Genomic DNA, 24,811 nt, shown 5'->3' on the forward strand with positions numbered 1-24,811 from the left:
AAAGGTCGGGCGGTCGGACCGCCTTCCCCGACATCACCCTACTCCGAAGCGGGCGCCGAAGGCGACGCCGAGTTCGAACGACGCTGCTCGCGCTTCTGACGCATCTCGGCGCGGCCGGTCTGCATGGCGGCGCGGCGCTCCTCAACCGTCAGCACGCCGTCGCGGTTCGCATCCATTCGCGCGAAGGCCTCGGTCGCCTTGCGCTCGGACTCGGCGATGACGATGGGGAAGCGGCTCTCGGCGCGCTGCGCTCCCATCCGGCCGCCCCGATCCCGAGCACCCTGGCCCCGATGTCCGCGCATCATCCGCGCGCCGTCGTGACGGCCCCCGCCCATACGGTCGCCGCGGGCTTGATGCGCCTCGAACTCGGCGCGGCTGAGGGCGCCGTCCTTGTTGGCGTCCAGCCGATCAAATCGGGCCGAAAGGCGTTCGGCGCGGCGCGCCTGGCCGTAGGCGCGCATCTCCTCGGCCGTCACCTGACCGTCGCCGTTCGCGTCCGCCGCGCGCAGGCGCTCGACCCGACGCTGCACGAAATCGGCCTGGCTGACCGGCTCGGCCGTCCGGGCGCGATGCGACGCGGCGGGGGAGTCCTGGGCGATCGCCGTCCCGCCGACCGCCAGCGTCAGTGCGAGAACGGCCACGCCGCCGAAAGTCATCTTCATCTCGATGTTCTCCATCTGGCCCGAAGGCCAAGAAGCAACCCTGTCGAGAAGTAGAACGGCGCCCGGATCAGATTCCGTCGCTCAATGGCGGCAGGGCGGCGTCGAACGCCCGCCTCGCCTGCAGCCGCAGGTCGATCAGGCGGGCCTTCAGGGTGTCGAAATCAGGCGCCCCGGCGGCGCGGGCCAGCCGCATCTGGAAACCCGACGGCTCCTGATCCGGATCGCCAGCCCCCTCAAAGGCGCAGGCCATCAGCTGCCCCAGTCGCTGATGAAGACGCCAGCTTTCGGCCAGCACCGGATCGGCGGCCAGCGCCTCGAGCGTCGAGACCGTCAGGGGCGCCCCGGCCTGGGCCGCCGTCAACTGACGATACTGGGCCGTGAACTCGGCGTCGACCTGACCGCCCGGCGACAGCTTCAGGTCCCAGAAGCCCTTGGGCCGCCGCTCGCGATCCATCAGATCGCGCATGGCCCGCACGTCCTCGGCGAGGTCGACGCCGGGGCGGGGCCGCCGCAACGCCGCCTCCAGCGCCGTCTCGACCCGCCCGCCGAACGCTTCGTCGCTGGTCCAGACCAGTCGCGCGCGCGTCAGGGCCATGAACTCCCAGGTGTCGGCCTCTTCGGCGTAGTAGGCCTCCATCGCCTCCAGCCGGACCGACACCGGCCCCTTGGAGCCCGTGGGCCGCAGCCGCATGTCCACCTCGTATAGCCCGCCTTCCGCCGTGTGAGCCGACAGGGCGGCGATGAACCGCTGGGTGAAACGGCCGTAAAAGGTCTCGGCGCTCCAGCCGCGCCCGGCCGAAACGGCGTCGGGAGCCGCCGCATAGACCGTCATCAGGTCCAGATCCGAACCCGCCGACATCTCTCGCGAGCCCGTCTTGCCCAGGGCGACGACGGCGACGGCCCCGTCGAAGGCGCCGCCCATGCGCTCGGCCTCCTTCAGCGCGGCGGGGGCCAGACCCTTCATGCAGGCGTCGGCCAGGGAGGTGTTGGTCAAACCGGCCTGCTCTGCCGTGGTCCGGCCGGTGATGACGTGCATGCCGATGCGAAAGGCCTGTTCGCGGTGCAGGCGCCGGACGGCGTTCATGGCCCCTTCGAAGTCGCCGGCCTCGCCCGCCTCGCGCACCACCTGCTCGGCCACGCCGGTGTCGGTGCCCAGCGTCGTCATGAAGCGCGCATCCAGCACCCCGTCCAGCGCCTGCGGCCGCCGCCCCAGCATCCGCGCCAGACGCGGCGCGAAGGCCATGACCTCGACCACCAGGTCGAACAGCTTCGGCTGATTCAGGAACAGGGCCTGCACCTGCACCCCGGCGCTGAGGCCCGAGAAGAAGACGGCGAAGCGGCGGAAGGCCGCATCCGGCGCCCCCGTCCTGGCCAGCGCCGTCAGCAGTTGCGGCGCCAGGCGGGTGAACAGTTCGCGTCCCCGCGCCGTGCGCGTCGCCTGAATGCGGCCGTGGTGCCAGCTGCGGATCGTGTCGGACACGCCGGCGGGCTCGGAAAAGCCCATGCGGGCCAGGGTCTCCAGTGTGCCGGGATCGTTCTCCACCCCCGTGAACACCAGACTGCCGTAGGGCGAGGACAAGTCTTCGCCGCCCTCGAACAGTTCGCCATAGCGGGCGTTGACCCGCACCAGCAGGCGCTCGATCCCGGCGTCGAAGGCGGCCAGATCGCCCTGCCCCGCCAGGGCCGCCACATCGGCGCGGCGCGCAGGATCGACAGGCAGGATATGGGTCTGCTCGTCCGCCAGCATCTGGGCTCGATGCTCCAGCGCACGCAGCTCGACATAGGCGGCGCGCAGTTCGTCCCGTGCGTCGGGCGCCACATGGCCCGCAACAGTCAGGGCGTCCAGCGCCTCCAGGGTACGCGGCGAGCGCAAAGACCGGTCGCGTCCGCCCAGGATCAGTTGCTGGGTCTGGACATAGAACTCGATCTCGCGGATGCCGCCCCGGCCCAGTTTCAGATTGGCGCCCGCCGCCTCCAGTCCCTCGCCGGTCTTGTGGACGTGGATCTGTTTCTTGATCGACTGGATGTCGAGCACGGCCTGATAGTCCAGACTGCGGCGCCAGACATAGGGGACCAGGGCCTTCAGGAAGGCCGCGCCCTCCGCTTCGTCGCCGGCGCAGACGCGAGCCTTGATGAAGGCCGCCCGTTCCCAGTTCTGGCCGACGGACTCGTAGTAGGCCAGGGCCATCGGCGCTGCGACGACCGGCGGGGTCGAGGACGGATCGGGCCGCAGCCGCAGATCGACGCGGAAGACGTAACCGTCGGCCGTCCGCTCGGCCAACAGGGTCGTCAGCCCCTGGGCCAGGCGGTTGACGAAACCCTGCGCCTCAACGCCTTCGGCCAGGGCGGTCTCCAGCACCTCCGGCTCATAGAAGAGCGACAGGTCGATGTCCGAGGAATAGTTCAGCTCGAACGCCCCGCCCTTGCCCATGGCCAGGACGAACAGGCCCGGAACCGGCCCGCGCGGATCATCGGCCGCCGAGGTCAGCCGACCGCGCCCGCGCCAGTCGTCGGCCAGAATTCTCAGCGCCGCCCGCGCCGCCGCATCGGCGAAGCGCGACAGGGCGCCCGTCACCTGATCCAGATCCCAGACCCCGCCCAGGTCGCACAGCGCCGTCAGCAGATGCAGTTCCGCCTTCAGGCGACGCAACGGCGCCTTGGCCTCGTCCGGCGCCCCGGCCAAGGCGTCGGTCGCCGTCAGAATCTCCGCCAGACGCGCCTCGGGGTCGCTGTCCAGCGTCCGGCGCAGCCGCTCAGGCCAGCGCCGCGCCAGCCCCGCCAGATAGGGCGAGGCGGCGAAGACCGGCGTCAACGCCGCCCACGCCGAATCCAGCGTCGCGCGCCAGCCGTCGGCGTCCGCCGCCTCGATCAGCCGTTCATGCAGACGCCCTGCCGCCTCCGCGTCGCGCACGGGGCCGCACGGCTGCAATCGCCTCGCCAGAGCGTCGCTCACGCCTCGGGCGTCCGGCTGGCGGCGGGCAGGATCAGAGCCACGCGCAGGCCCGGCCCGCGTCCGTCATAGACGCCCGGTCCCTCGTCCAGCTGAATGCGGCCGCCATGCGCCTCGGCCACCGCCGTGACCAGGGACAGGCCCAACCCCGAACCCGGCTCGGTGCGGCTGTTGTCCAGCCGCACGAAGCGTTGCAGCACGCGTTCGCGATCCTCGTCCGGCACGCCCGGCCCGTTGTCGGTGACGGAAAACTCCACATCGCCCGACGAGCGGCGCCGCGCGCGGAACATCACCGCCCCCCCTTCGGGCGTATATTTGATGGCGTTGTCGATCAGGTTGGCCAGGGCCTGGGCCAGGAAGGGCTGGTTGCCCTCGATCATCAGCCCCTTCTCGATCTCGGCGGCGAACTCCAGCCCCTTGTCCTCGCCGGCCGGTTCGTAGAGCTCAGCCATGTCGGCTGCCAGATCCGCCGCGTCGAACACCTTCGGATCGGGCGCCCCGCCCGCCTGCAACCGGGCGATGGCCAGGACGGTATTGAAGGTCTTGAGCAGGGCGTCCGCCTCGTCCAGCGCCACGCTGAGGGCGTCGACGCCCGACGTCCGTCCCGCTTCGGCGTCGATGAGCGCGACCTCCATCTTGGCCTTCATCCGGTTCAGCGGGGTGCGAAGGTCGTGGGCGATGGCGTCGCCGGCGTGGCGAATCGAGGCCATGGAGCCTTCCAACCGGTCCAGCATCCCGTTCAGCCCCTCGCCCAGTTCGTCCAGTTCGTCGCCGGAATGGCGGATCGGAACGCGCGCCTTCAGATCGCCCTCCTGCACCGCCGTCACCACGCGATTCAGCCCGCCCATGGCCCGCTCGACCCCCCGGCTGATCCACAGACCGCCGCCGACGCCCAGCAACAACACCATGATCATGGCGCCCCACAGGGCCTGGGTCAGGCGAGCCAGATAGGCCTCGATGTCGCCGATGTCCTCGCCGACGAACAGATGTTCGCCGCCCGACAGGGTCATCTCGACGCCGATGGCCCCTCGACGACGCACGCGTCCATCCTCGTCCGTGTCGGTCAGTCGGAAATCGTCCCAGCGCGCGGTGGACGGGGGCGCCCCCGCCTTGGGCGGGTCCAGCGGCGATTCCGAGACATTGCCGGTGATCACCGAACGATCCGGCGCCATCAGCAGATAGAGGTAGGGGCCGCCTTTCAGCGTGCGTTCGACCAGCACCTGGTTCAGGGCGTCGCGCCCGCGCGTGCGATAGACGGCGGTCAAGCCCTCGACCTCGGCCTTGACGCTGGCCTCGGCCCGCGCCCGCGCCTCGGACGCCGAAGCGACGTAGACATAGGCCAGCACCGCGCTGGCCGTCGCCGCGAACAGCGCCAGGAACAGCAGCGTCAGCCGAAAGGGCGTCCGCCGAAAGAGCGAGGGCAGTTTCACTTCAGCTTTCTCCCTCCCCTTTATGGGGAGGGTGGTCGCGCAGCGACCGGGTGGGGAGGGCTTCAAGTGCGCTCATTACCCCCGCCATCACGCCATCGAGATCATCGCGAACGGCGGCGTTGTCGAACCTCAGCGTCGTGAACCCTTCGCCAGCCAGCACGGCGTCCCTCACCCTGTCTCTGTTCGCCTGCGCCTCGATCGCATGGGTGACGCCGTCAATCTCTATGACCAACCGTCGATCGAAGCAGACGAAGTCGAGATAATAGCCTCTAAACGGCGCCTGCCGCCGAAAATGAAACCCTTGAGCGCGCAACAGCTTCAACTGAACCCACATACGCGCCTCTGGCAGCGTCAGCGCTTTTCGCATGGCGCGGGCTCGGGCGATGATCGCCATGGTCTGCAAGCCCCTCCCCACCCGACCGGCTGCGCCGGCCACCCTCCCCATGAAGGGGAGGGAGAACGATGGCGCGGTTTACGCCTCCAGCCGGTACCCCGCGCCGCGCACGGTCTGCAGCATGGCCTTGTCGAAGCCCTTGTCGATCTTGGAGCGCAGGCGGCTGATGTGGACGTCGATGACGTTGGTCTGAGGGTCGAAGTGGTATTCCCAGACCTTCTCCAGCAGCATGGTGCGCGTCACCGACTGGCCCGCGTGGCGCATCAGGAACTCCAGCAGCTGGAACTCGCGCGGCTGCAGGTCGATCTCCTGGCCGTCGCGATGAACCGTACGGGCGATCAGGTTCATCTCAAGGTCGCCGACCTTGAGCACGGTCTGCACCCCGCCCGTCTCGCGGCGACGCGACAGGGCCTCCACCCGCGCCACCAGTTCGGCCAGGGCGTAGGGCTTGACCAGATAGTCGTCGCCGCCGGCCTTCAGGCCCGTGACCCGGTCCTCGACCTCGCCCAGGGCGGACAGGAACAGCACCGGCGTCTGGTCGCCGCCCTTGCGGATGGTCTCGACCATGCCGACGCCGTCCAGGCGCGGCATCATCCGGTCCACGACATAGACGTCGTAGCCGCCCTTCTGCGACTCCAGCAGGCCGAAGGCGCCGTCCACGGCGTGGGTGACCTCGTGCCCGGCCTCGCTCAGGCCGCGCACCATGGCGGTCGCGGCCTCGGCGTCGTCCTCAACCACCAGAATACGCATGCAGCCTCCCAAAAAAGATTCGGCGGCGATGTTAGCGCATCGCCGCCGATCCTGTGAGTTACGCCTTATTCAGACTTGGCGAAGGGCAGAACCACCGAAGAGTTGGTTCCCTGCACCCGGATCAGCAGGAAGACCCCCGGCCGTCCCGCCGACCGCGCCTCGTCCACGGCCGCCTTCAGATCGGCCTCGGAGCGGACCACGCGATTGTTGGCGCGCTGGATCACCGTGCCGACCGGCATCCGCATCTTGCCCGCTTCCGAACGCGGAGCGACAGCGGTGACCACCACGCCCTGCATATCTTCAGGAATCGAGTAACGCTGACGCAGAGCCGAGGTGATCGGCGTCACCGTCATGCCCTCGATCGACTGGCCAACGGCCGCGCCGTCTTCGCCGGGCTGCTGAGCGCCCGAATCCTGATCGCCGTTCAGCTCGGCTTCCGACGGACGGGTGCCCGCGCGGATGTTCAGCGTCTGGCGCCTGCCGTCGCGCAGAACTTCAAGCCGCAGGGTATCGCCGGGCTTGGCTCGCGCCACGCGGCGGGTCAGTTCGGTCGAGCTATCGACCGCCTCGCCGTTCACGCTGACGACCACGTCGCCGATCTGCATCCCGCCGCGATCGCCGGGCGCGCCGGCCGTCACCTCGGCGACATAGGCGCCCTTGGTGTCTTCGCTCAGGCCCAGGGCGGCGGCCGCGTCCTTGGACAGGGTCTGGATCTGCACGCCCAGATAGCCGCGCTCCACCGTCTCGCCGCGCATCAGCTTGTCGGTGACGGCCTTGGCCGTGGTCGCCGGAATGGCGAAGCCGATGCCGACCGAACCGCCCGACGGCGAGAAGATCGCCGTGTTCACGCCGATCACGCGACCATAGATGTCGAACGTCGGACCGCCCGAGTTGCCTCGGTTGATGGCCGCGTCGATCTGCAGATACTCGTTGTAGCCGATCGGATCGATATCGCGCGACTTGGCCGAGACGATGCCCGCCGTCGCCGTGCCGCCCAGACCGAAGGGGTTGCCCACGGCGATGACCCAGTCGCCGACGCGCGGCTCGGCGGCTTCTTCAAAGCTGACGAAGGGGAAGGCCGAACCTTCGACCTTGATGACGGCCAGGTCCGTGCCTTCGTCGCGGCCGATCAGCTTGGCCTTGAGTTCGCGGCCGTCGCTGAGCTTGACCGAGATTTCCTCGGCGTTCTCGACCACGTGGTTGTTGGTGACGATGAAGCCGTCGCCCGAGATGAAGAAGCCCGAACCGGCGCCGGCGGCCAACTGGGTGTCCGCCTCCTCGCCCTCGCCCGAACCGCCCGGCGCGCCGGGAATCGGCACGGCGCCGAAGCCCGGAATCTGGAACACGCCGCGCGGACGCTGGACGCGGGTCTTCACGTCGATCTGCACCACGGCGGGCGCGACCTGCTGGAAGATGTCGGCGAAGCTGAGCGGCGCGCCCTGCGGAGGGGCGAAAGCCAACGCCCCGGCTCCGGCCGAAGGAACCAGCTGTCCGACCTTGGCGGCGGGCGCAGCCTCGGCGCCCGGCCAGGTGATGACCCCGCCCGCCGTCGCGGCGGCGGCGAAGGTCAGGCCGACAGCGGCCCCCAGAATGAACTCCTTGCGTTTCAGCATCGTCGTCCTTGCAGTCTTTTACTGGCGTTCACGGAAAGCTCCGTTCGCCCATGGATATAGGGCGTTACGGCTCAAGCCAATGCACGCCGTCGAGATGATTGTTCCTGATCATCGTTCGGCGTGTGGCGCGTCTGCGTCAGGAAGACGGCGAAAGGCTTTCCAGACGGAAAGCTTCAGGCCTGTTCGTCATCCGCTGTCAGGGCGGCCAGGGCGCGCTCTTCCTCGGGCGTCAGGGGAGCGGCCTCTGCTGCCACGCGACGACGCGCGCGCAGGACCAGCACCGCGCCTGCGCCCGCCGCCAAGGCGAACGGGCCGAACCACAACAGCCAGGTGCCGATCCGCACCGGCGGCCTGAACAGCACATAGTCGCCGTAGCGGCGGATCAGATCGTCCCTGATCTGGGCGTCCGTCTTCCCCTCGGCGATCTGTTCGCGCACCAGGCCGCGCAGGTCGGCGGCGATGCCGGCCGGACTGTCGGCGATCGACTCATGCTGGCAGACGACGCAGCGGATATCGCCGAACAGGGCGCGGGCGCGGGCCTCCTGGGCCGGGTCGGCCAGAGGCCGGTCGGGCGCGGGCGGCGGCTCGGCCAAGGCGGGCGCGGCGGCGCCGGCCAGCAGAGCGGCGGCGAACAGGGCAGCGACGCGCCTCATGCCTGCGCCTCCACGGGCTCGACCCGCTTGGCGGCCTTCTTCACGCGCGAGCCCGCCCCGACGCGCAGACGCCGGTCCAGCAGGGAGATCAACCCGCCCAGCGCCATCAGCGCCGGTCCCAGGAAGATCAACCGCGCCCAGGGATTATAATAGATGCGCACGATCCAGGCGCGCTCGCCCGTGTCCGTCGCCGCCCGATCGCCCATGACGGCGTAGACGTCGTCCAGCCCGCGGAAGTCGAGGCCGACCTCGGTCGTCGTCTGGCCGCCCGCCGGGAAGAAGCGGCGCTCGGCGGTGATGACGCGCTCGGGCGCGCGGCCGTCCGCCGACATGATGGTCAGACGGCCCTGCTCGGCCAGATAGTTCGGCCCCTCGATGACCTGCACCGCGTCCAGCCGCGCCTTCCACGGCCCGGCGGCGACTTCGCCGCCCAGCGGAAGGGCGGCGGCGGCCTCGGCCTTGAAGCTGGTCTCAACCACGGCCCCCAGGATGAAGACGCCCAGACCGGCGTGGGCGAGCGCCATGCCCCAGGCGCCCAGCGGCAATCCCTTGGCCCGGCGCAGGGTCTCAGGCAAAGGCGCGCGAAAGGCCTTGGTCCGCACGCCAAGCTCCGCCAGCGCGCCGCAGATCAGCCACGCCCCGACGCCCAGCCCTGCGGCGGCCAGCGCCTTCTGCGGCTCGAACAGGAAGAAGGCGGCGAAGGCGGCGGCGATCGCCAGCAAAGCCACCAGCCACAGACGCTGCAAGGCCCCCTTCAGATCGCCGCGCTTCCACGCCAGCAGCGGCCCGGCGGGCAGGATCAGACAGGCGACGATCATCAGCGGGTTGAAGACGGCGTTGAAATAGGGCGGGCCGACCGAGATGGTCGCCCCCGTCGCCGCCTCGAGGATCAGCGGATAGAGGGTGCCGAGCAGCACCGTCGCCGCCGCCGCCGTCAGGAACAGGTTGTTCAGCACCAGCGTCCCCTCCCGGCTGACCGGGGCGAAGGCCGCGCCGGAACGGATGGCGGGCGCGCGCAGGGCGAACAGGATGAAGGCCGCGCCCGCCGCCAGGCCCAGAATGGCCAGCAGCATCATCCCCCGCTGGGGATCGACGGCGAAGGCGTGGACTGAGGTCAGCACGCCCGAGCGCACCAGAAACGCGCCCAGCATGGAGAAGGTGAAGGCCAGAATGGCGAGGAAGACGGTCCAGCCCGCCAACGCCCCGCGCCGCTCAGTCACGATGGCCGAGTGCAGCAGGGCCGCGCCCGCCAGCCACGGCATGAAGCTGGCGTTCTCGACCGGGTCCCAGAACCACCAGCCGCCCCAGCCCAGTTCGTAATAGGCCCAGAAGGCGCCCAGCGTGATGCCGACGGTCAGCAGGGCCCAGGACGCGAGCGCCCACGGCCGCACCCAACGCCCCCAGGCCGGATCGACGCGCTTCTCGATCAGGGCGGCGACCGCCAGGGAGAAACAGACCGAAAACCCGACATAGCCGGCATAGAGAAGCGGCGGATGCACCGCCAGCGCCGGGTCCTGCAGCAGGGGGTTCAGCGATGCGCCCTGAACCGGCGCCGGGTCCAGACGGAAGAAGGGGTTGGAGGTGAAGGCGGCAAAGGCCAGGAACAGGCTCGACAGGGCCGCCTGCACGGCCACGGCCGAGGTCTTCAGCCCGAACGGCAGGCCGCGCGCCAGGGCCAGCGCCGCGCCGAAGACCGTCATCACCAGGCACCACAGCAGCAGCGAGCCTTCATGGCTGCCCCAGGCGCCGGCGACCTTATACAGCATCGGCTTGTCGGTGTGGCTGTTCAGGGCCACGTTGGAGACCGAGAAGTCGGAGACGACGAAGGCGTAGATCAGGGCGCCGAAGGCCAGGAGGATGGTCCCGGCCGAGGCCAGCATGGCGCCGCCCCCCGCCCCCGCCAGAACCGGGCTGAGCCGCAGCCGCCCCGCCGTGGTCAGCGCCGCGCTCAGCACCGACAGCGCCAGGGCCAGGATCAGGGCGAAGGCGCCCAGTTCAACGATCACGCCTCAGGCCCCTTGTGCGACGGCGGCGGCTTGCGGCGCCGCGTCTTCAGGCCGCCACTCGCCCTTTTCCTTCAGCCGGTCGGCGACTTCGCGCGGCATATAGGTCTCGTCGTGCTTGGCCAGCACCTGGCTGGCCTCGAACACGCGGTCGGGGCGGAAGGCGCCTTGCGCTACGATTCCCTGCCCCTCGCGGAACAGGTCCGGCAGGTCGCCGTGATAGATCACCCGCGCCGTCGCCCCGTTGTCGGTGACGACGAAGACGACCGAACCGTCAGCGGCCTTGGTCACGCTGCCCGCCTCGACCAGACCGCCCAGGCGGATCATCTGACCGGCAGGCACCTTCTGCGGCGTCACTTCCGACGGGGAGTAGAAGAAGGTCACATTGTCCTTCATCGCCCACAGCGACAGGCCGACGGCCAGCGCCAGCACGGGCGCCGCGGCGATCACGACCCACAGGCGACGGCGCGCCTTGGGCGATTTGGGCAACCAGCTCATGTCGACGATCCGGAAACGGCGGAATACATCGCCGCGTATAGGGCGGGAGCAAGGGTCGGCCAACGGCTCATCGCGCCGCCCCGGCCAGACGTTGCTGCAGGTCGGCGCGGCGCGGATCGGCCGCGTCCAGCATGGCGATCAGAGGCGTCCACATGGCCTCGGCCTCGGCCCGGTCGCCGCGCGCCAGGGCCGCCTCGCCCAGATAGAAGCGCGCGCCCAGCTGATCCGGGTCCAGCTTGATCGCCTGACGGAAGGCCGCCTCGGCGTCGCCGTCGACCGCGCCGCCGTTAGCCCGCACCAGGCTTTCGCCCAGCCGCGCCCAGCTGCGGGCGTCGTCCGGCTGGATCGCCAGAGCACGGCGGAAGGCCGAGGCCGCACCGATGGGGTCGCCCGCCTCGAACCGGGCGGCGCCCAGCATGGCCAAGGCCAGACGGTCGTCGGGCCGGTCCTTGACCACCTGTCCCAGCACGGCCGCGACCTGGGCCGGCTCCAGCGTCTCGGGCGCCGAGGCCCATTCGCGCACGCGCGTCTCATAGGCCTGATCCTTCATGCCCGGCGCGCCGAAGACGGCGTAGAGGCCCAGCGACACGGCGGCCGTCGCTCCGATCCCGCCCAGCACCCAATAGCGATCGGCCGAACCCGCGACCGGGCGGCGATCCGCACGACGGGCGGCCAGCAGGCGACGCCCCGCCTCGGCCCGGGCGGCAGTCCAGCCCGCCTCGTCCAGCAGGCCGCGCGCCTTCAGCCGGTCCAGTTCGGCCAGTTCGCGCGCGCCGGCGTCGCGATCCGCCACGCTCTCGGCGTCGGCTCCGCGTCGGGCGGCGGACAGCACCGCCAGCCCCGCCAGCGCCGTCGCCAAGGCCGTCATGATCCAGAAGATCGTCATGGTCGTCGCTGTAGCGGATCAGGCGGCCGGAGGCGAGGCGCGCGACGCCGCACCTGACGCCATCAACCGCCGCCGCACCGTGCGGGCGGCCTCGCGCGCGCCGATCAGGCCCAACAGTTCGGCGGTCAGGATGATGCGCTTGCGCGCCGCCGCCTCATCGGCGGCCAGGCCGTCGTTGAGCCGCTCCATCGCTTCATCGGCCCAGGCGGCGAGGCGGCCGGTCAGGGCCTCGGCCGTCTGGCGCCGCTCGGCCTCGCAGCCGAACACGGCCGCCGGACCGCGCACCAGCCCCACCAGCGCCGCCAGGGCGCGCGCCCGATCGGCGGCGGCCGACTCGACCGCTCCGTCCAGCCGAGGCGCCGGCCGCGTCATGCGCCCGACCAGGGCGGTCCGCTCGACCGGCAGGACGGCGTCCACCGCCCGCTCGGCGGCGCTGAAACGTTCGGACAGGCTGAGCGCCATCTTCAGCCGCGCCTGCCGCACCGCCTTGCCCCAAGCGCTGTCGGCCTTGAGCGGCAGGACGACGTCGATCTCGGCCAGCGTCTCGGCGCACCAGTCCAGATCGGCCTTGAAGGCGTCCAGATCGGCCCCGCTCCCGGTCGGGTCGAAGGCGGCGGCCTGGGCGGCTCGCCGCGCCAGCGCCAACAGGATGCGGTCGACGAACAGGCCCAGTTCGCTTTCGCCCAGAGCCGTCTCGACGCTCAGCTCCCGCCCGCCTGGCGCGGCCAGGGCGGCGATGCGCAGGATCAGCCGCGCATCCTCCAGATGGGCGAAGATGATCTCCAGCAGGCGGCTGGCGCCGTCGGGCGCGATCCCGGCGGCCTGACGCAGGGCCAGCTTCAACTCGGCCGCCGCCTCGGGGCCGGAGCGATTGATCCAGTCGGGCAGATGCGGCAAGGCCCGCCGCGCCGTCGCCGCCAGGTCGAGGCAGGCCGCCAGCTCCTGGGCCTGCGTCGTCGCCTGCTCCGACGCAGCCTCCGGCCAGACCTCGGCCGCCCGGTCGCGCAGGGCGAAGGCGGCGCTGAGGCACAGACGGTCCGCGATCATGCGCGACAGGTCATCGTCCCGGTCCAGTTGAGGCAGAAGCTCCGGCTCATTGCGGGTGGCGCTGCGCCACAACCGTCCCAGCACGACAGGCGGAAAGCCGACCCCCGGCAGACCGTCGGCGCGCGGCTGGAACATGGGCAGCAGGGGTCCGAAGGCGATGTTCCGGCGTCGCCGGTCCAGCGCCTCGACCTCGATCATGTCGCGCAAGGCCGCCGACCGGTCCCCCGCCATCGTCCCCGCCAGCCCCGAAAGCTGCGACAGGACCCGGTCCGGACACCGTTCGATCAGCTGGGCCAGGGCGGCCCTCTGGGCGACCGACAGGTCCGCCATCCCCACTCCTCCGACCGAACCTATTCCCGGCCAAGACGCCGAGGGTGCCCCGCTGCGGGTTAACAGGGGATTTTAGGACGCGCTGGATCTGCGGCCGAGCCCGATCGCCCTTCCAGCCGAATGAGGGTTCTCGTCCCTATAATAAACGTCTCGTCGCGACCGTTGCGGACGTTGCTCCGCGCCTTTGCCGGTTCTGGCCTTGCCGCTGTCCCCGCTGGATGCAAAATGGGAGCGATGATGATGAAGGCCAACCATTTCCCGCTGATCTGAGGCGACTCGCGCCGGCGCCCGTATGCGCCGCTCAGATCATTTTTCGGCCGGAAAGGGCCAGGGAGAACAACTGTGCCTCATCTTGAGCATGAGGGTCTGACCGACGGTCAGATCCAGGACTTCATCGGCGACGGCTTCGTCAGACTCGACAACGCGTTCAGCGCCGATCTCGCGGCCCGGTGCCGTGACGAGCTGTGGTCGGAAATCGGCCTGTCACCCCATGCCCCCAAAGGGTGGACACGGCCGGTGATCCGGGTCGCGTCAAAATCGTCCGAGCCCTTTGTCCAAGCGGCCAATACGCCACGGCTGCATCGGGCCTACGATCAGCTGGTTAGCGCCGGGCGCTGGCTTCCCCCACTAGGTCTCGGGACCTTTCCGATACGCTTTCCATCGCCGGAGTCGGCGGGAGACGACGGCTGGCACATCGACATGAGCTTCGGCGACTCACCGGACTTCATGGAATGGAGAGCCAATATCAAGAGCAGCGGACGGGCGCTTCTGATGCTCTTCCTGCTGTCGGACGTCGGTGAAGAAGACGCGCCGACCCGCATACGACGAGGATCACACACCGTAATCGCACGCGAGCTTCTGCCTTACGGTGAGCGGGGTGCATCCCTGCGGCAGCTGGCGGCAGACGACTTTGTCTCCACCAGCGGTTGCCCGGTCAGCCTGGCGACAGGTCCTGCAGGCACGGTGTTCCTGTGCCACCCCTTCCTCGTCCATGCGGCACAGAGGCACCTGGGAACTGAACCGCGCTTCATGGCCCAGCCACCCCTGCTTCCCCGAGGTGAGTTCGACCCGGCGTCGCCACCCTCACCCGTCCAAATCGCCATTCGCCGAGCCTGCGGATTGGCCACGTGACTGGCCGCTTCCCACCCTAGCAGCCCTCCGACTGTCCGCTTCCGTACCTCTGCGCCTTCACCCCTCCGCCGCCGGCAGCTCCAACACCACCTTCAGCCCGCCCATGGCGCTGTCGCCCAGGGTGACGCGGCCGCCGTAGGCGCGGGTCAGTTCGTCGACGATCGACAGCCCCAGACCCGTGCCGGGCGTGTCCTCGTCCATGCGCGTGCCGCGTTTCAGGGCCGTGTCGCGCTGGTCGGCGGGCAGGCCGGGGCCGTCGTCCTCGACCACGGCGATCATCTGGCCCGGCGTGGACGGCCCGGCCGAGATGCGGACGCGGCGCTTGCACCACTTGGCCGCGTTCTCGATCAGATTGCCGAAGATCTCCTGCAGGTCCTGGCGCTCGCCCAGGAAGGCCAGGCCGTCGGGAGCCCGCCAGTCGATCTCGACGCCCTTCTCCTCGAACACCCGCTCCAGCATGACCGCCAGTTCGTCCAGGACCTCGCCTATGTCCGTGCGCTCGCCCAGGCCGTGGGCGGCGCGGGCGGCGGCGCGGGCGCGGCGCAGGTGATGGTCGACCTGGTCCTGCATCACCTTGCTCTGGCGGCGGATCAGATCCGGCAGCGGTCCCTCCTTCGTCCCGGCCTCGGCCAGCATGACGGCCAGGGGCGTCTTTAGGGCGTGGGCCAGGTTGCCGACGTGGGTGCGCTGACGCTCCACCGTCTCCTGATTATGCGCCAGCAGGCGGTTGACCTGTTCGGCCAGGGGCTGGATCTCGACCGGATAGACGCCGCCGACCCGGTGCGAGCGGCCCTGGCGAACGTCGGCGATCTCGTCCCTCAGGTCGTAGAGCGGGCGCAGCCCCACCTGCACCTGGATGAAGACCGCCGTGACCAGCCCCGCCCCCAGCAACAGCATGGCGATCCAGGTGACGGTGGCGAACTGGCGCGTGTCGGCGTCGACGTCCGAGCGGTCGATACCGGCGAAGAAGACCACCGGCCGGTCGCGTCCGGGCAGTTGCTTCATGCTGGCGGCGATGCGCAAGGGCTCGCCCTTGGGGCCGTCGTCGGCGTTGTAGCTGATGGTCTGGCCGAAGGCGGCGCGCAGGCGGTTGAGCAGGTCCGCGCCATACTCCAGCTCAGCCGGCCCCAGGGAGGCCGAACGCGCCAGGACCTGCAGGTCGCCCTGCGGCGTAGGCTCGGCCACCATCCAGTATTTGCCGGACAGCAGGCGCTGGGTTCGGGCGTCCTGAATCTCGCCGACGAAAACCTCGCCCTCGGGCGTGATGGTCGCGGCGACCACGGCCTCGTCGATGGTGTCGCTCAGGATATTGCCCAGTCGGCGCAGGGCCGATTCCTGAAAGACGGCGGTCAGCACGAGGGCCGCCGCCGCCAGGGCGATCAGAATCCACGCCGCCGCCAGCCAGATCAGCCGCCGCGTCAGCGAGCGGCCCGGCCGGCCGAACCACCGGCCCCATTGGCGTCGATCAGGCTGGGACAGGCCTTCGGACTGACCTTCGGACGGGTCCGTCATGCGGCGCTCAGGCCGCGTCGCTCTCGCCGGCCAGCGGCGACAGGCGATAGCCCAGGCCGCGCACGGTCTCGATGCGGTCGGCGCCGATCTTCTTGCGCAGGCGGCCGACGAAGACCTCGATGGTGTTGGAGTCGCGATCGAAGTCCTGATCGTAGAGGTGTTCGACCAGTTCGGTGCGGCTGATGACCCGGCCCTGATGCATCATCAGATAGTGCAGCAGGCGGTATTCCAGACTGGTCAGGCGCAGCGGCTCGCCGTTGACCGTGGCCCGCGCCGCGCGCGGGTCTAGCCTCAGACCGCCGCAGCTCAACGTCGCCGCAGCATGGCCGGCCGAGCGGCGCAGCAGGGCGCGCAGGCGCGCCAGCAACTCCTCGGTGTGGAAGGGCTTGGTCAGATAGTCGTCGGCCCCGGCGTCAAAGCCCGCCACCTTGTCCGACCAGGCGCCGCGCGCCGTCAGGATCAGCACCGGCGTAGCCTTGCCTTCGCGGCGCCAGCGCTCCAGCACCGAGACGCCGTCGATCTTGGGCAGGCCCAGATCCAGCACCACCACGTCATAGGGTTCGGTGTCGCCCAGGAACCAGGCTTCCTCGCCGTCGGGCGCGTGATCCACGGCGTAGCCGGCGTCGGTCAGGGCGGTCTTCAACTGGCGCGACAGATCGACGTCGTCCTCGACAAGTAGAACCCGCATTCAGTCGTCCCCGCGAACCCGGCCCGAACGGCCGTCGACCTGGATATCCGAGACGCGGCCGCCGGGATATTCCCAGCGCACCACATAGTCGTCGCCACGCTCGCGCACGCCCAGCATCCGACCGGGACGGCCCGACTGGACTCGGCGCGCTACGTCGCCGGGGTTGGCGCGCGGGCCGCTGTCGCGACGCGGCGCGTCGCGCAGTCCCTGGCCCGGATAGCTGCGGGGTTGCTCCCGGCGATCCTGATCGCGATCCCGGTCGCGGCCGCGCGACTGAGCCGCCGCGTCCGTCAACGGGACGAGGGCGATCAGGCCAGCCAAAAGAAGGGCTCGAATACGCATCATGGATCGCGGTTTAAACCAGTGCCTCTGAACAGCGGCTGAACGCAGTCTATCGGCGTTCAGTCCAAAGAGGAACGTCGGGAGATGAAATCTCCGTCGCATGCCGGCGAGAGAAAAGGAGGCGCATGACGCCGATGTCATCCTGATGAACCCTATCTGAAACGCGTCGTTCAGACGCGGCTCAGGCGCAGGAGGGTCATCTGACGTCAACGCAGCCCGCCGGTTGCGTCCAGTCAAAGGAGCCCGACCATGGCCAAGTTCAAAACGCTGATGATCCCCGTCCTGGCCGCGACGACGGCCGCCGCCGCACTCGGCGCCGCCCTGCCGGCCGCCGCTCAAACCTATCGCCACGCCCCCGCCTATCAGCAGAACCATGGCGGCTGGCAGTCGATCAGCCAACGCAAATACAATCTGGACCGCCGCATCGACCAGGGCGTCCGCACCCGCCAGCTCAGCGTCCGCGAGGCCAGCCGCCTGAAGAACGAGCTGAACCAGCTGGTGCGGCTGGAGCGCGCCTATCAGCGCGACGGCCTGAACCGCCGGGAGCGCATGGAGCTGGATCGCCGCTACGACGCCCTGTCGGCCAAGGTCCGCTATGAGCGCCGGGACCACAACGGCCGCCGCTGGTAAGCTGGACAAGCGTTGATCGCGAAGGGCTGCGGAAGACTTCCGCAGCCCTTTTTCGCATTCGCCCGCCTTAGAGGCCTGCCGCACTGGAGGACGTCGCCTCGCCTGCCTATCTTGACCTCATGTCCATCGCTCGTCTCGACAGTCGCGCCCTGATCCGCGTCAGCGGCCCCGACGCCCGCCCCTTCCTGCACAATCTTCTGACCCAGGACGTGGAGACCCTGCAGCCGGGCGAGCTTCGCTTCGGCGCCCTGCTGTCGCCACCGGGGCGGCTGCTGTTCGATCTGTTCCTCTGGGGCGAGGAAGACGGCGTCATCCTGGATGTCGCGGCCGAGCGGCGCGACGCCCTGATGCAGCGACTGACGCTCTACAGGCTGCGCGCCCAGGTCGAGATCATGCCCATCCCCGACGCCGTCTTCGTCGCCTGGGGGACGGATGTCGCCGACGGCTTCGTCCCCGATCCCCGCCTGTCCGCGCTGGGCGGCCGACGCTGGGGCGATGAGAGCGAGATCGACGCCGCCGAGAGCGACTGGCAGGCCCGCCGCCTGGCCCTGGGCGTGCCCGATCCGACCCAGGACGCCCTGATGGACAAGACCTATCCGATCGAGGCGGACTTCGACCTGCTGAACGGCATCGACTTCCACAAGGGCTGCTTCATCGGCCAGGAGACGACCTCGCGCATGAAGCGGCGCGGAACGATCAAGAACCGCATGATGGCCATCGCCTTCGACGGCCCCGCCCCCGAGCGCGGCGCCGAGGTGCTGAAGGGAGACCTGCGGGCGGGCGAAGTCATGACCGGCGCCGAGGGACGCGCCATCGCCCTGATGCGGCTGGACCGCATGGACGGCGACCTGACCGTCGAGGGCCGCCCCGTGCGGGTCGAGAAGCCTGACTGGATCCCTGATTTGCAAGGCTAAATCCGGCAAAACGGAAAATCTGCTTGTCGTGATGTAAAAGTTGCTTGACGTAAACGCGACATCGTTGGTAAAGCTCACTTGTCAACACGACAGGGGAGCTTGTCATGAACACCGAGATCATCACCGTCGGCGCAGCCGCCGCCCGCAACAAGAAGACGATGGACGACCTGACCGTCGGCCTGTGCGCTCTGACCGTGGTCGGGGTCAGCGCTACCGCCGCCACGCCGTTCTGGCCCGAAGCCTGGGGCCGCGCGCCGTCGATCGGCGTCGTCGTCCTGGCCGCCGGACTGGCCGTCTTCCTGGCCCTGCACACCCTCTACTGGTGGCGCGCCCTGGATGAGGCCGCCAGGGAAGCCCACAAGTGGGCCTGGTGGTGGGGCGGCAACCTGGGCCTCGTCGCCGGCGGCGCGGCCGTTGTCATCGCCGCCCTGGCCGGCGTGAACCTGTTGCCCGCCGCCCTGCCCCACACGGATGCCGCCCTGATCGCCCTGGGCGTCGCCGCCGTCTTCGCCGCCCAGGCCGTCGGCTACGGGATCGCCTGGTGCGGCTGGTGGATCGCCCGCCGATGACCAGCGCCTTCATCAACCGCCTCAAGGTCTTCCGCGCCGAGCGCGACTGGACCCAGGCTGACCTGGCCGAACGCCTCGGCGTCTCGCGCCAGACCATCCAGGCGCTGGAGAAGGGTCGCTACGACCCGTCCCTGCCCCTCGCCTTCCGCATATCCCGCCTGTTCGGCCGGCCGATCGAAGCCATCTTCATCGCCTGATCGCCCCCTTCCTTCAGACAAGCCTCTCAAAACCAAGGACTTTGCAATGACCCTCGCTCACCGCATGGGCCAATCGGCCAACCATGTCTCGCGCTTCGCCGCCGGCCTTCTGGCGGCGCTGGCCGCCTCCGCCGCCTTGGCCGCCGCGCCCGGCGCCGCACACGCCGAACCGACGATCCCTGTCCCGGCCGTCGCCCCCATCCCCCGCGCCGAGGGCGCCGGCCCGCCGCTGTGGGTGGTCAAGGATGCGGACTCCACCGTCTATCTGTTCGGCACAGTGCATCTGTTGCGTCCCGGCACGGCCTGGGGCTCCGACAAGGTGGACGCCGCCTTCGCCAGCGCCTCGGACATCTGGGTCGAGATCGCCGATCAGGACGACCAGGCCGTCGTCATGCCGGTGATCCAGCAGTACGGCGTCGACCCGTCCCGCCCACTGTCGTCCGTCCTGTCGGCTGAGGACTTCGCCGCCTTCGACAAGATCGCCCAGGCCAACGGCGCGTCGGGCGCGGCCCTGGACGCCTATCGTCCCTGGCTGGCGGCCTTCATGATCTCCATGTCCGGCCCGACCGATGCGGGCTATCGGCCCGAGGCGGGCGTCGACAAGACGCTGATGGATCGCGCCAGAGCCCAGGGCAAGACGCTGCACGGCTTCGAGACCGCCGACATCCAGGTGCGTCTGATCGCGGGCATGAGCGAAGAAGCCCAGGTGGCCTATCTGAACCATTATGTCCGCAACACCGATCGCATCGTCGCCAACCTGGATGGAACCGTGACCGCCTGGTTGGAGGGCGACGCCGCCGAAACGGGCCGCCTCAACCGCGCCAACACCCGCAATGTGCATGAAGACATCCACCGCGCCGCCCTGATCGATCGCAACGCCGACTGGACCAACCAGATCGAGACGATGATGAAGGGCTCGGGCACGGCCTTCGTCGCCGTCGGCGCCGCCCATCTGATGGATCAGGACAGCGTGATCGACATGCTGACCGCGCGCGGGTTCACGGTCGAGCGGCTGTAGGACGCCCTGCAGCATCCCATGAAGGCCCGGCGGAAACGCCGGGCCTTTTCGCTTGCGCCTCCAGAACATTCCAGCAACATCGCGCCATGACCGAATCCGAAAAGGCTGAAGGGCGCTGTGGCTGGTGCGGGACGACGGACCCGCTCTACATCGCCTATCACGACACCGAATGGGGCGTGCCGGAATACGATCCCCGCGCCCTGTGGGAGAAGCTGGTGCTGGACGGGTTTCAGGCCGGACTGGCCTGGATCACCATCCTGCGAAAGCGCGAGGGGATGCGCGACGCCTTCGACGGCTTCGATCCCGAAATCGTCGCCCGCTACGGCGAGGCCGACCGCGCGCGCCTGCTGGCCGACCCGCGCATCATCCGCTCGGGCGCCAAGATCGACGCGGCCGTCAGCGGCGCCCGAATCTGGCTGGACATGCGCGACAAGGGCGAGGACTTCTCGGCCTGGCTATGGTCCTTCGTCGGCGACAAACCGCTGGTGAACCAGTGGGGCTATTTCCGCGAGGCCCCGACCCAGACCGCCGAAAGCCTCGCCATGGCCAAGGCCTTGAAGGCGCGCGGTTTCAAGTTCTGCGGGCCGGTCATCACCTACGCCTTCATGCAGGCGGTGGGCATGGTGAACGACCACCAGACGACGTGCTTCCGGCATGGAGAAGTTCAGCTTGGTGAATATCCCAACGTCTGATCTCCGCCACCTGCAGTTGGCGGCTTTCAACCCGTTGCGGACATCCATTCGGAAAAGCATTATCGGTGGATGCCAGCGCCAGATTACAACGACCCTAGGTCCAAGCTTAAGTTGCGCTTTCGGCCGCCGCGCGGCTCAAGCACGTTTGTCTTGCTGCCTGCCGGACTGTCCATGTTCGCCGCGATTGTCTGCTTAATCTCATTTCTGGCCAGCTTTCTTCCCGGTGCCGAAGGTAGCGGAAGTCCGTTCTGGTTCATCGCCGCAGCGGCAATCTTTGCCCTCGGTGCCGGATTCTTTTATGGGGCCCACAGGTTCTTTCGGCGCTTCCGCTGAACGGCAGCTCCCCACCCTTAGCCGACACTCGACACAGCCGCGTCTCGCAACACAACAGACGAGACGACCGCCTTCCCCCGTGCCCCGGTTCGTGGCACTGACGCCCTATGCTCGCGCGTACCGCTCCCGCCAAGACCGACCGCCCCTTGCCCACCCTGATGCTGGAGTTGGAGGCGCGTGCGACCTGGAACGGTCACGTCTGCGGGGTGGATGAGGCCGGGCGCGGGCCGTGGGCCGGGCCGGTGTCGGCGGCGGCGGTGATCCTGAACGCCGACGACCTGCCGTCGGGCATCGACGACTCCAAGGCCCTGACGGAAAAGCGCCGCACGGCGCTGGAGGTCGAGATCAAGAGCCGCGCCCTGGCCTGGGGCGTCGGCTTCGCCTCGGTCGAGGAGATCGATGAGCTGAACATCCTGCACGCCACCGGCCTGGCCATGCGGCGGGCGGTCGAGGCCCTGGCCCATCCGCCGGCGCACGCCCTGGTGGACGGCAACTATCGCTTCAAGCTGCCGTGCGCCGTGACCCCGGTGGTCAAGGGCGACAGCCTGTCCCTGTCCATCGCGGCGGCGTCGATCCTGGCCAAGACGGCGCGCGATCGGCTGATGATCGAGATGGATACGGTCTATCCCGGCTACGGCTTCGCCAGCCACAAGGGCTACAACGCGCCGATCCACCAGAAGGCCTTGCAGACGCTGGGTCCCTGCCCCGCACACCGGCGCAGCTGGGCGCCGATCAAGGCCCTGCTGGACGCGGCCTAGGCGGAAGACTCAGACCGACAGGGCGCCGCCCAGCAGCATCCCCATCAGGCCGGCCACGATCGCGCCGATCAGCAGGATGGTCCAATTGTCCAGCCCGCGGCCGCGCCGAAGCGACGGACGGGCCGGACGCAAGGTCTCGCCTCGGGCGTCGAAACCTCGGGAATCAAAGCGAGAAGCGGCGGGAGGAAGACCGGAAAGCGTACGCATACGGCCAAAACGGCGAGCGCCCGTCTTTCGTTCCCGTCACGCCGCGACCGGCAACTCCACGGGTTGCTGGGTGACCACGAAGAGATATTCCACATTTCTCAGCCGACCGACCGAACCCACCTTCTGGCCCTTCAGATTGTGGATGCCGATGCGGGCGCCGACGTAGCGGGGACGCGGAATCTCGACCACCTGCACATGGCCGCGCGCCGACAGCATGGCGGTCAGGTCGTCGCGGGTCAGATAGCCCTCGTCGTTGAAGCTGACGATCAGGTTCGGCGCCCTCAGCCGCTCGATGACGGTCTGCAGGGCCGGGCCGATGCCGGGCTTGGAATTGAAGGCGGACTTGCGCGTCTTCACATCGACCCGCTTGCGCGCCACGCCATAGGTTTCCGGCTTGTCCCACAGCACCAGGCTTTCCCAGCAGTGGTAGTTGCCGAGGTAGGAGTGCTGATTATAGGGCGGGTCCAGATAGACGAGGTCCGCCTCGACCTCGGCCGCCATCTCGACCGCGTCGCCTTGGGTGGCGAGGCAGGGCCCCGCCGCCACGCCCGGCAACAGGTCCGGCAGGCGCAGCTCCAGCGGCTTCAGCGCGCGCGGCGCCCACTGCTTCATAAAGGCCATCTGCAGGCCCGCCGTGGAATCCACCCGGTCGGCCGCCTCCATCAGGGCGACCAGAGCCACCGCCTTCAACTCGGGCTCCAGCCCCATGGCCTCGATCCGCTCGCGCATGGCGTCGATGCGGGCGCCGTTGTCGGGATGGAAGAAGCGGGCCTCCTCGCAATAGGTCCTGGTGAACCAGCCCGGCGCAGGCGCCACGGCGCGCAGTTCGGCCAGCACGGCCTCGGCTCGCTCGGCCCAGGTCTCGCGATCAGCCTGGACATAGGCTGTGGCGAGGGCGTGGGCATAGGCGTTGTGATCATTGGACCAGACGCGGAACCCCTCGCGCTTCAGCGCATGGCCCACGCGCGCGGTGCCGGAGAATAGGTCGCAGACCGTCCCGCCCTGCGGCTGAGCCGCTCGCACCGCGCCGATCACCTGGCCCAGAAGCGCGCGCTTTGAGCCGATGTATTTGATCATTCCGTCCCGTCAGGTCCTGCGGGCGCGCTTCGCCCCTTGTCCGCTGCGGGGCGCAGCATGGGCCGGAGCATGGGCCAGACGCAACAGATTCGCCGCGCCGGGCGCGCCGAAAGGCGTTCCCGCCAGGATCAGGATGCGCTGCCCCGGCTCGGCCAGGCCATAGAGCATGGCCGCCTCGACGGCGTCATCGGTCAGGCCTTCCAGCGAGGTCGGCTGGTCGCCCAGACGCGGCTCCAGGCCCCAGACCAAGGCCAGGCGGCGCGCCGTCTCCGGCTTGGGCGTCAGGGCCAGGACCGGTTGCAGGGGCCGCTCGCGCGACATCCGCCGCGCCGTGCCGCCCAGGGTGGTGAACACGACCATGCAGGCGGTCGAGGAGGCCTCGGCCGCCTTTCGCGCCGCCGCGACCAGGGCGTCGACGTCGTGAATGTCCATGCCCGCATGATCGGCATCCATCAGGCCCGGCCACAGGGGGTCGCGCTCCACCCGCTCCATGATTCGGTTCATGATGGTCACCGCTTCCAGCGGATAGTCGCCCGCCGCCGTCTCGGCCGACAGCATCAGGGCATCGGCGCCCTCATAGACGGCGTTGGCCACGTCCGAGGCCTCGGCGCGCGTCGGGGCCGGGGCGCTGGTCATCGACTCCAGCATCTGGGTCGCCACGATGGCGGGCACGCCGCGCTGGCGGGCGGCGCGCAGGATCTTCTTCTGGGCGACCGGCACTTCCTCGGGGTCCATCTCGACCCCCAGATCGCCGCGCGCGACCATGACGCCGTCGCAGTAGTCGAGGATGCTCTCCAGGTCGTTCAGCGCCTGGGGCTTCTCGATCTTGGCCAGGCAGGCGGCCTGGCCGTCGACGATCTGCTTCAGCTCGGCCATGTCCTCGGCCTTCTGCACGAAGCTGAGGGCCACCCAGTCGACGCCGAGACGAAGCGCGAAGGCCAGGTCCTCGCGATCCTTGGGCGTCAGGGCCGACACCGGAATGACCGCCTCGGGCACCGCCACCCCCTTGCGGTCCGACAGTTTCGAGCCGCTCTCGACCGTGACGTCGCACCATTCGTCGGTGCGCTCGCCCACGCGCAGCCGCACCCGGCCGTCGTCCAGCAGCAGCAGCATTCCGGGCCGCAACGCCTTGAAGATCTCCGGATGCGGCATCTGCACCCGCGTCTCGTCGCCGAGAGCCGGATTCAGGTCGAAACGCATCGTGTGGCCCGGCTTCACCTCGATCTCGACATCGGCGAAGCGGCCCAGGCGCAGCTTGGGCCCCTGCAGGTCGGCCAAGACGCCCAGCGGCCGCTTCAGGGCCATCTCGGCCCCGCGCACGGCCTTGAAGGCGGCGGCGTGGTCGTCGTGCGAGCCGTGGCTGAAGTTCAGGCGAAAGACATCCACCCCCGCCTGGGCCAGCGCCTTGACCGTTCCCGGCGCGCGGCTGGCGGGTCCAAGGGTCGCGACGATGCGCGCGCGGCGGGCTCTTTGCATGAACGGGTTTCCTCTTATGGCTCTGACGGCCGGCGCCTCCCCTCAGAAGCG

25 protein-coding genes are annotated in these 24,811 nt (G+C 69.4%); 8 read left to right on the forward strand and 17 right to left on the reverse strand.

The features are described from left to right. Positions 1-38 precede the first annotated feature (38 nt). From ACWGL1_RS07130 to ACWGL1_RS07180, 11 genes are all read right to left on the reverse strand, one after another. Positions 39-662, reverse strand: a complete 624-nt coding sequence (locus ACWGL1_RS07130; protein ID WP_452111600.1) for an EF-hand domain-containing protein — start codon at positions 660-662, stop codon at positions 39-41. 67 nt (positions 663-729) lie between these two features. Then, positions 730-3,615, reverse strand: a complete 2,886-nt coding sequence (locus ACWGL1_RS07135; protein ID WP_452111601.1) for a bifunctional [glutamine synthetase] adenylyltransferase/[glutamine synthetase]-adenylyl-L-tyrosine phosphorylase — start codon at positions 3,613-3,615, stop codon at positions 730-732. Next, complete coding sequence (locus tag ACWGL1_RS07140; RefSeq protein ID WP_343828772.1) at positions 3,612-5,042, reverse strand: sensor histidine kinase; 1,431 nt, start codon at positions 5,040-5,042, stop codon at positions 3,612-3,614. Before ACWGL1_RS07140 ends, ACWGL1_RS07135 begins: the two co-directional genes overlap by 4 nt. Position 5,043: 1 nt before the next feature. Further along, entirely contained in the window at positions 5,044-5,436 is a 393-nt protein-coding gene (locus ACWGL1_RS07145) for an endonuclease domain-containing protein (RefSeq protein ID WP_452111602.1), read from the reverse strand. A 78-nt stretch (positions 5,437-5,514) separates the two neighbouring features. After that, on the reverse strand, positions 5,515-6,186 hold the full coding sequence (locus ACWGL1_RS07150; RefSeq protein WP_046651685.1) for a response regulator transcription factor: 672 nt from the start codon (positions 6,184-6,186) through the stop codon (positions 5,515-5,517). A gap of 65 nt (positions 6,187-6,251) precedes the next feature. Further along, complete coding sequence (locus ACWGL1_RS07155) at positions 6,252-7,799, reverse strand: Do family serine endopeptidase (protein ID WP_452111603.1); 1,548 nt, start codon at positions 7,797-7,799, stop codon at positions 6,252-6,254. Between the two features lie 173 nt (positions 7,800-7,972). Further along, positions 7,973-8,452, reverse strand: a complete 480-nt coding sequence (locus ACWGL1_RS07160; RefSeq protein WP_452111604.1) for a cytochrome c-type biogenesis protein — start codon at positions 8,450-8,452, stop codon at positions 7,973-7,975. After that, positions 8,449-10,458, reverse strand: a complete 2,010-nt coding sequence (locus tag ACWGL1_RS07165) for a heme lyase CcmF/NrfE family subunit (RefSeq protein ID WP_452111605.1) — start codon at positions 10,456-10,458, stop codon at positions 8,449-8,451. Before ACWGL1_RS07165 ends, ACWGL1_RS07160 begins: the two co-directional genes overlap by 4 nt. 3 nt (positions 10,459-10,461) lie before the next feature. Further along, complete coding sequence (ccmE, locus tag ACWGL1_RS07170; protein WP_452111606.1) at positions 10,462-10,953, reverse strand: cytochrome c maturation protein CcmE; 492 nt, start codon at positions 10,951-10,953, stop codon at positions 10,462-10,464. A gap of 67 nt (positions 10,954-11,020) precedes the next feature. Further along, positions 11,021-11,839 (reverse strand): c-type cytochrome biogenesis protein CcmI, encoded by an 819-nt coding sequence (ccmI, locus tag ACWGL1_RS07175; RefSeq protein WP_452111607.1) that lies wholly within the window; start codon positions 11,837-11,839, stop codon positions 11,021-11,023. A gap of 18 nt (positions 11,840-11,857) precedes the next feature. Continuing rightward, positions 11,858-13,216, reverse strand: a complete 1,359-nt coding sequence (locus ACWGL1_RS07180) for a hypothetical protein (RefSeq protein ID WP_452111608.1) — start codon at positions 13,214-13,216, stop codon at positions 11,858-11,860. A 342-nt stretch (positions 13,217-13,558) separates the two neighbouring features. Between ACWGL1_RS07180 and ACWGL1_RS07185 the strand changes: the two genes are divergently transcribed. Continuing rightward, positions 13,559-14,347, forward strand: a complete 789-nt coding sequence (locus tag ACWGL1_RS07185) for a phytanoyl-CoA dioxygenase family protein (protein ID WP_452111609.1) — start codon at positions 13,559-13,561, stop codon at positions 14,345-14,347. A 57-nt stretch (positions 14,348-14,404) separates the two neighbouring features. Here the strand turns inward: ACWGL1_RS07185 and ACWGL1_RS07190 are convergent, their stop codons facing one another. From ACWGL1_RS07190 to ACWGL1_RS07200, 3 genes are read right to left on the reverse strand one after another with little or no spacing between them, the layout of a single operon-like run. Continuing rightward, the gene (locus ACWGL1_RS07190; RefSeq protein WP_291776827.1) at positions 14,405-15,859 is read right to left on the reverse strand and encodes a sensor histidine kinase; all 1,455 of its coding nucleotides are present in this window, start codon (positions 15,857-15,859) and stop codon (positions 14,405-14,407) included. A gap of 7 nt (positions 15,860-15,866) precedes the next feature. Beyond that, positions 15,867-16,547, reverse strand: a complete 681-nt coding sequence (locus ACWGL1_RS07195; RefSeq protein ID WP_087141003.1) for a response regulator transcription factor — start codon at positions 16,545-16,547, stop codon at positions 15,867-15,869. Then, a complete protein-coding gene (locus ACWGL1_RS07200; protein ID WP_291776833.1) occupies positions 16,548-16,892 on the reverse strand; it encodes a hypothetical protein in 345 nt (114 codons plus the stop codon). A 246-nt stretch (positions 16,893-17,138) separates the two neighbouring features. Here ACWGL1_RS07200 and ACWGL1_RS07205 point away from each other — a divergent pair, with 246 nt between their 5' ends. The 7 genes from ACWGL1_RS07205 to ACWGL1_RS07235 all read left to right on the forward strand — a co-directional run bounded on the left by ACWGL1_RS07205 (position 17,139) and on the right by ACWGL1_RS07235 (position 22,000). Further along, positions 17,139-17,519 (forward strand): hypothetical protein, encoded by a 381-nt coding sequence (locus ACWGL1_RS07205; RefSeq protein ID WP_291776835.1) that lies wholly within the window; start codon positions 17,139-17,141, stop codon positions 17,517-17,519. Between the two features lie 119 nt (positions 17,520-17,638). Further along, positions 17,639-18,433, forward strand: a complete 795-nt coding sequence (ygfZ, locus tag ACWGL1_RS07210; protein WP_452111610.1) for a CAF17-like 4Fe-4S cluster assembly/insertion protein YgfZ — start codon at positions 17,639-17,641, stop codon at positions 18,431-18,433. A 104-nt stretch (positions 18,434-18,537) separates the two neighbouring features. Beyond that, complete coding sequence (locus ACWGL1_RS07215; RefSeq protein ID WP_291776839.1) at positions 18,538-19,002, forward strand: hypothetical protein; 465 nt, start codon at positions 18,538-18,540, stop codon at positions 19,000-19,002. Then, the gene (locus tag ACWGL1_RS07220) at positions 18,999-19,199 is read left to right on the forward strand and encodes a helix-turn-helix transcriptional regulator (protein ID WP_291776841.1); all 201 of its coding nucleotides are present in this window, start codon (positions 18,999-19,001) and stop codon (positions 19,197-19,199) included. Before ACWGL1_RS07215 ends, ACWGL1_RS07220 begins: the two co-directional genes overlap by 4 nt. A gap of 46 nt (positions 19,200-19,245) precedes the next feature. Beyond that, positions 19,246-20,217: a TraB/GumN family protein gene (locus ACWGL1_RS07225; RefSeq protein ID WP_452111611.1), complete on the forward strand. Its 972-nt coding sequence runs from the start codon at positions 19,246-19,248 to the stop codon at positions 20,215-20,217. A gap of 86 nt (positions 20,218-20,303) precedes the next feature. Continuing rightward, positions 20,304-20,909 (forward strand): DNA-3-methyladenine glycosylase I, encoded by a 606-nt coding sequence (locus tag ACWGL1_RS07230; RefSeq protein ID WP_452111612.1) that lies wholly within the window; start codon positions 20,304-20,306, stop codon positions 20,907-20,909. A 440-nt stretch (positions 20,910-21,349) separates the two neighbouring features. Further along, positions 21,350-22,000 (forward strand): ribonuclease HII, encoded by a 651-nt coding sequence (locus ACWGL1_RS07235; RefSeq protein ID WP_452111613.1) that lies wholly within the window; start codon positions 21,350-21,352, stop codon positions 21,998-22,000. A gap of 9 nt (positions 22,001-22,009) precedes the next feature. On the opposite strand, the gene ACWGL1_RS07240 is transcribed toward ACWGL1_RS07235, so the two are convergent. From ACWGL1_RS07240 to pyk, 3 genes are all read right to left on the reverse strand, one after another. Next, positions 22,010-22,132 carry a hypothetical protein gene (locus ACWGL1_RS07240; RefSeq protein WP_312219813.1) on the reverse strand — a complete coding sequence of 41 codons (123 nt, stop codon included), beginning with the start codon at positions 22,130-22,132 and terminating at the stop codon, positions 22,010-22,012. 111 nt (positions 22,133-22,243) lie between these two features. Then, entirely contained in the window at positions 22,244-23,284 is a 1,041-nt protein-coding gene (locus ACWGL1_RS07245) for a DNA adenine methylase (protein ID WP_343828754.1), read from the reverse strand. Positions 23,285-23,293: 9 nt separating this feature from the next. Further along, positions 23,294-24,760, reverse strand: coding sequence for a pyruvate kinase (gene pyk, locus ACWGL1_RS07250; protein ID WP_291776852.1), 1,467 nt, complete (start codon positions 24,758-24,760; stop codon positions 23,294-23,296). Between the last annotated feature and the right edge of the window lie 51 nt (positions 24,761-24,811).

It is taken from the genome of Brevundimonas sp. NPDC055812 (assembly GCF_053616535.1).

What these genes read in the sequence shown, in the direction of transcription:
- ccmI (WP_452111607.1), bottom strand. Translation starts at nt 11,839, where the DNA reads ATGACGATCTTCTGGATCATGACGGCCTTGGCGACGGCGCTGGCGGGG.
- ACWGL1_RS07220 (WP_291776841.1), top strand. Translation starts at nt 18,999, where the DNA reads ATGACCAGCGCCTTCATCAACCGCCTCAAGGTCTTCCGCGCCGAGCGC.
- ACWGL1_RS07160 (WP_452111604.1), bottom strand. Translation starts at nt 8,452, where the DNA reads ATGAGGCGCGTCGCTGCCCTGTTCGCCGCCGCTCTGCTGGCCGGCGCC.
- ccmE (WP_452111606.1), bottom strand. Translation starts at nt 10,953, where the DNA reads ATGAGCTGGTTGCCCAAATCGCCCAAGGCGCGCCGTCGCCTGTGGGTC.
- ACWGL1_RS07245 (WP_343828754.1), bottom strand. Translation starts at nt 23,284, where the DNA reads ATGATCAAATACATCGGCTCAAAGCGCGCGCTTCTGGGCCAGGTGATC.
- ACWGL1_RS07200 (WP_291776833.1), bottom strand. Translation starts at nt 16,892, where the DNA reads ATGATGCGTATTCGAGCCCTTCTTTTGGCTGGCCTGATCGCCCTCGTC.
- ACWGL1_RS07235 (WP_452111613.1), top strand. Translation starts at nt 21,350, where the DNA reads ATGCTCGCGCGTACCGCTCCCGCCAAGACCGACCGCCCCTTGCCCACC.
- ACWGL1_RS07205 (WP_291776835.1), top strand. Translation starts at nt 17,139, where the DNA reads ATGGCCAAGTTCAAAACGCTGATGATCCCCGTCCTGGCCGCGACGACG.
- ACWGL1_RS07230 (WP_452111612.1), top strand. Translation starts at nt 20,304, where the DNA reads ATGACCGAATCCGAAAAGGCTGAAGGGCGCTGTGGCTGGTGCGGGACG.
- ACWGL1_RS07190 (WP_291776827.1), bottom strand. Translation starts at nt 15,859, where the DNA reads ATGACGGACCCGTCCGAAGGTCAGTCCGAAGGCCTGTCCCAGCCTGAT.
- ACWGL1_RS07180 (WP_452111608.1), bottom strand. Translation starts at nt 13,216, where the DNA reads ATGGCGGACCTGTCGGTCGCCCAGAGGGCCGCCCTGGCCCAGCTGATC.
- ACWGL1_RS07150 (WP_046651685.1), bottom strand. Translation starts at nt 6,186, where the DNA reads ATGCGTATTCTGGTGGTTGAGGACGACGCCGAGGCCGCGACCGCCATG.
- ACWGL1_RS07225 (WP_452111611.1), top strand. Translation starts at nt 19,246, where the DNA reads ATGACCCTCGCTCACCGCATGGGCCAATCGGCCAACCATGTCTCGCGC.
- ACWGL1_RS07195 (WP_087141003.1), bottom strand. Translation starts at nt 16,547, where the DNA reads ATGCGGGTTCTACTTGTCGAGGACGACGTCGATCTGTCGCGCCAGTTG.
- ACWGL1_RS07130 (WP_452111600.1), bottom strand. Translation starts at nt 662, where the DNA reads ATGAAGATGACTTTCGGCGGCGTGGCCGTTCTCGCACTGACGCTGGCG.
- ygfZ (WP_452111610.1), top strand. Translation starts at nt 17,639, where the DNA reads ATGTCCATCGCTCGTCTCGACAGTCGCGCCCTGATCCGCGTCAGCGGC.
- ACWGL1_RS07215 (WP_291776839.1), top strand. Translation starts at nt 18,538, where the DNA reads ATGAACACCGAGATCATCACCGTCGGCGCAGCCGCCGCCCGCAACAAG.
- ACWGL1_RS07155 (WP_452111603.1), bottom strand. Translation starts at nt 7,799, where the DNA reads ATGCTGAAACGCAAGGAGTTCATTCTGGGGGCCGCTGTCGGCCTGACC.
- pyk (WP_291776852.1), bottom strand. Translation starts at nt 24,760, where the DNA reads ATGCAAAGAGCCCGCCGCGCGCGCATCGTCGCGACCCTTGGACCCGCC.
- ACWGL1_RS07145 (WP_452111602.1), bottom strand. Translation starts at nt 5,436, where the DNA reads ATGGCGATCATCGCCCGAGCCCGCGCCATGCGAAAAGCGCTGACGCTG.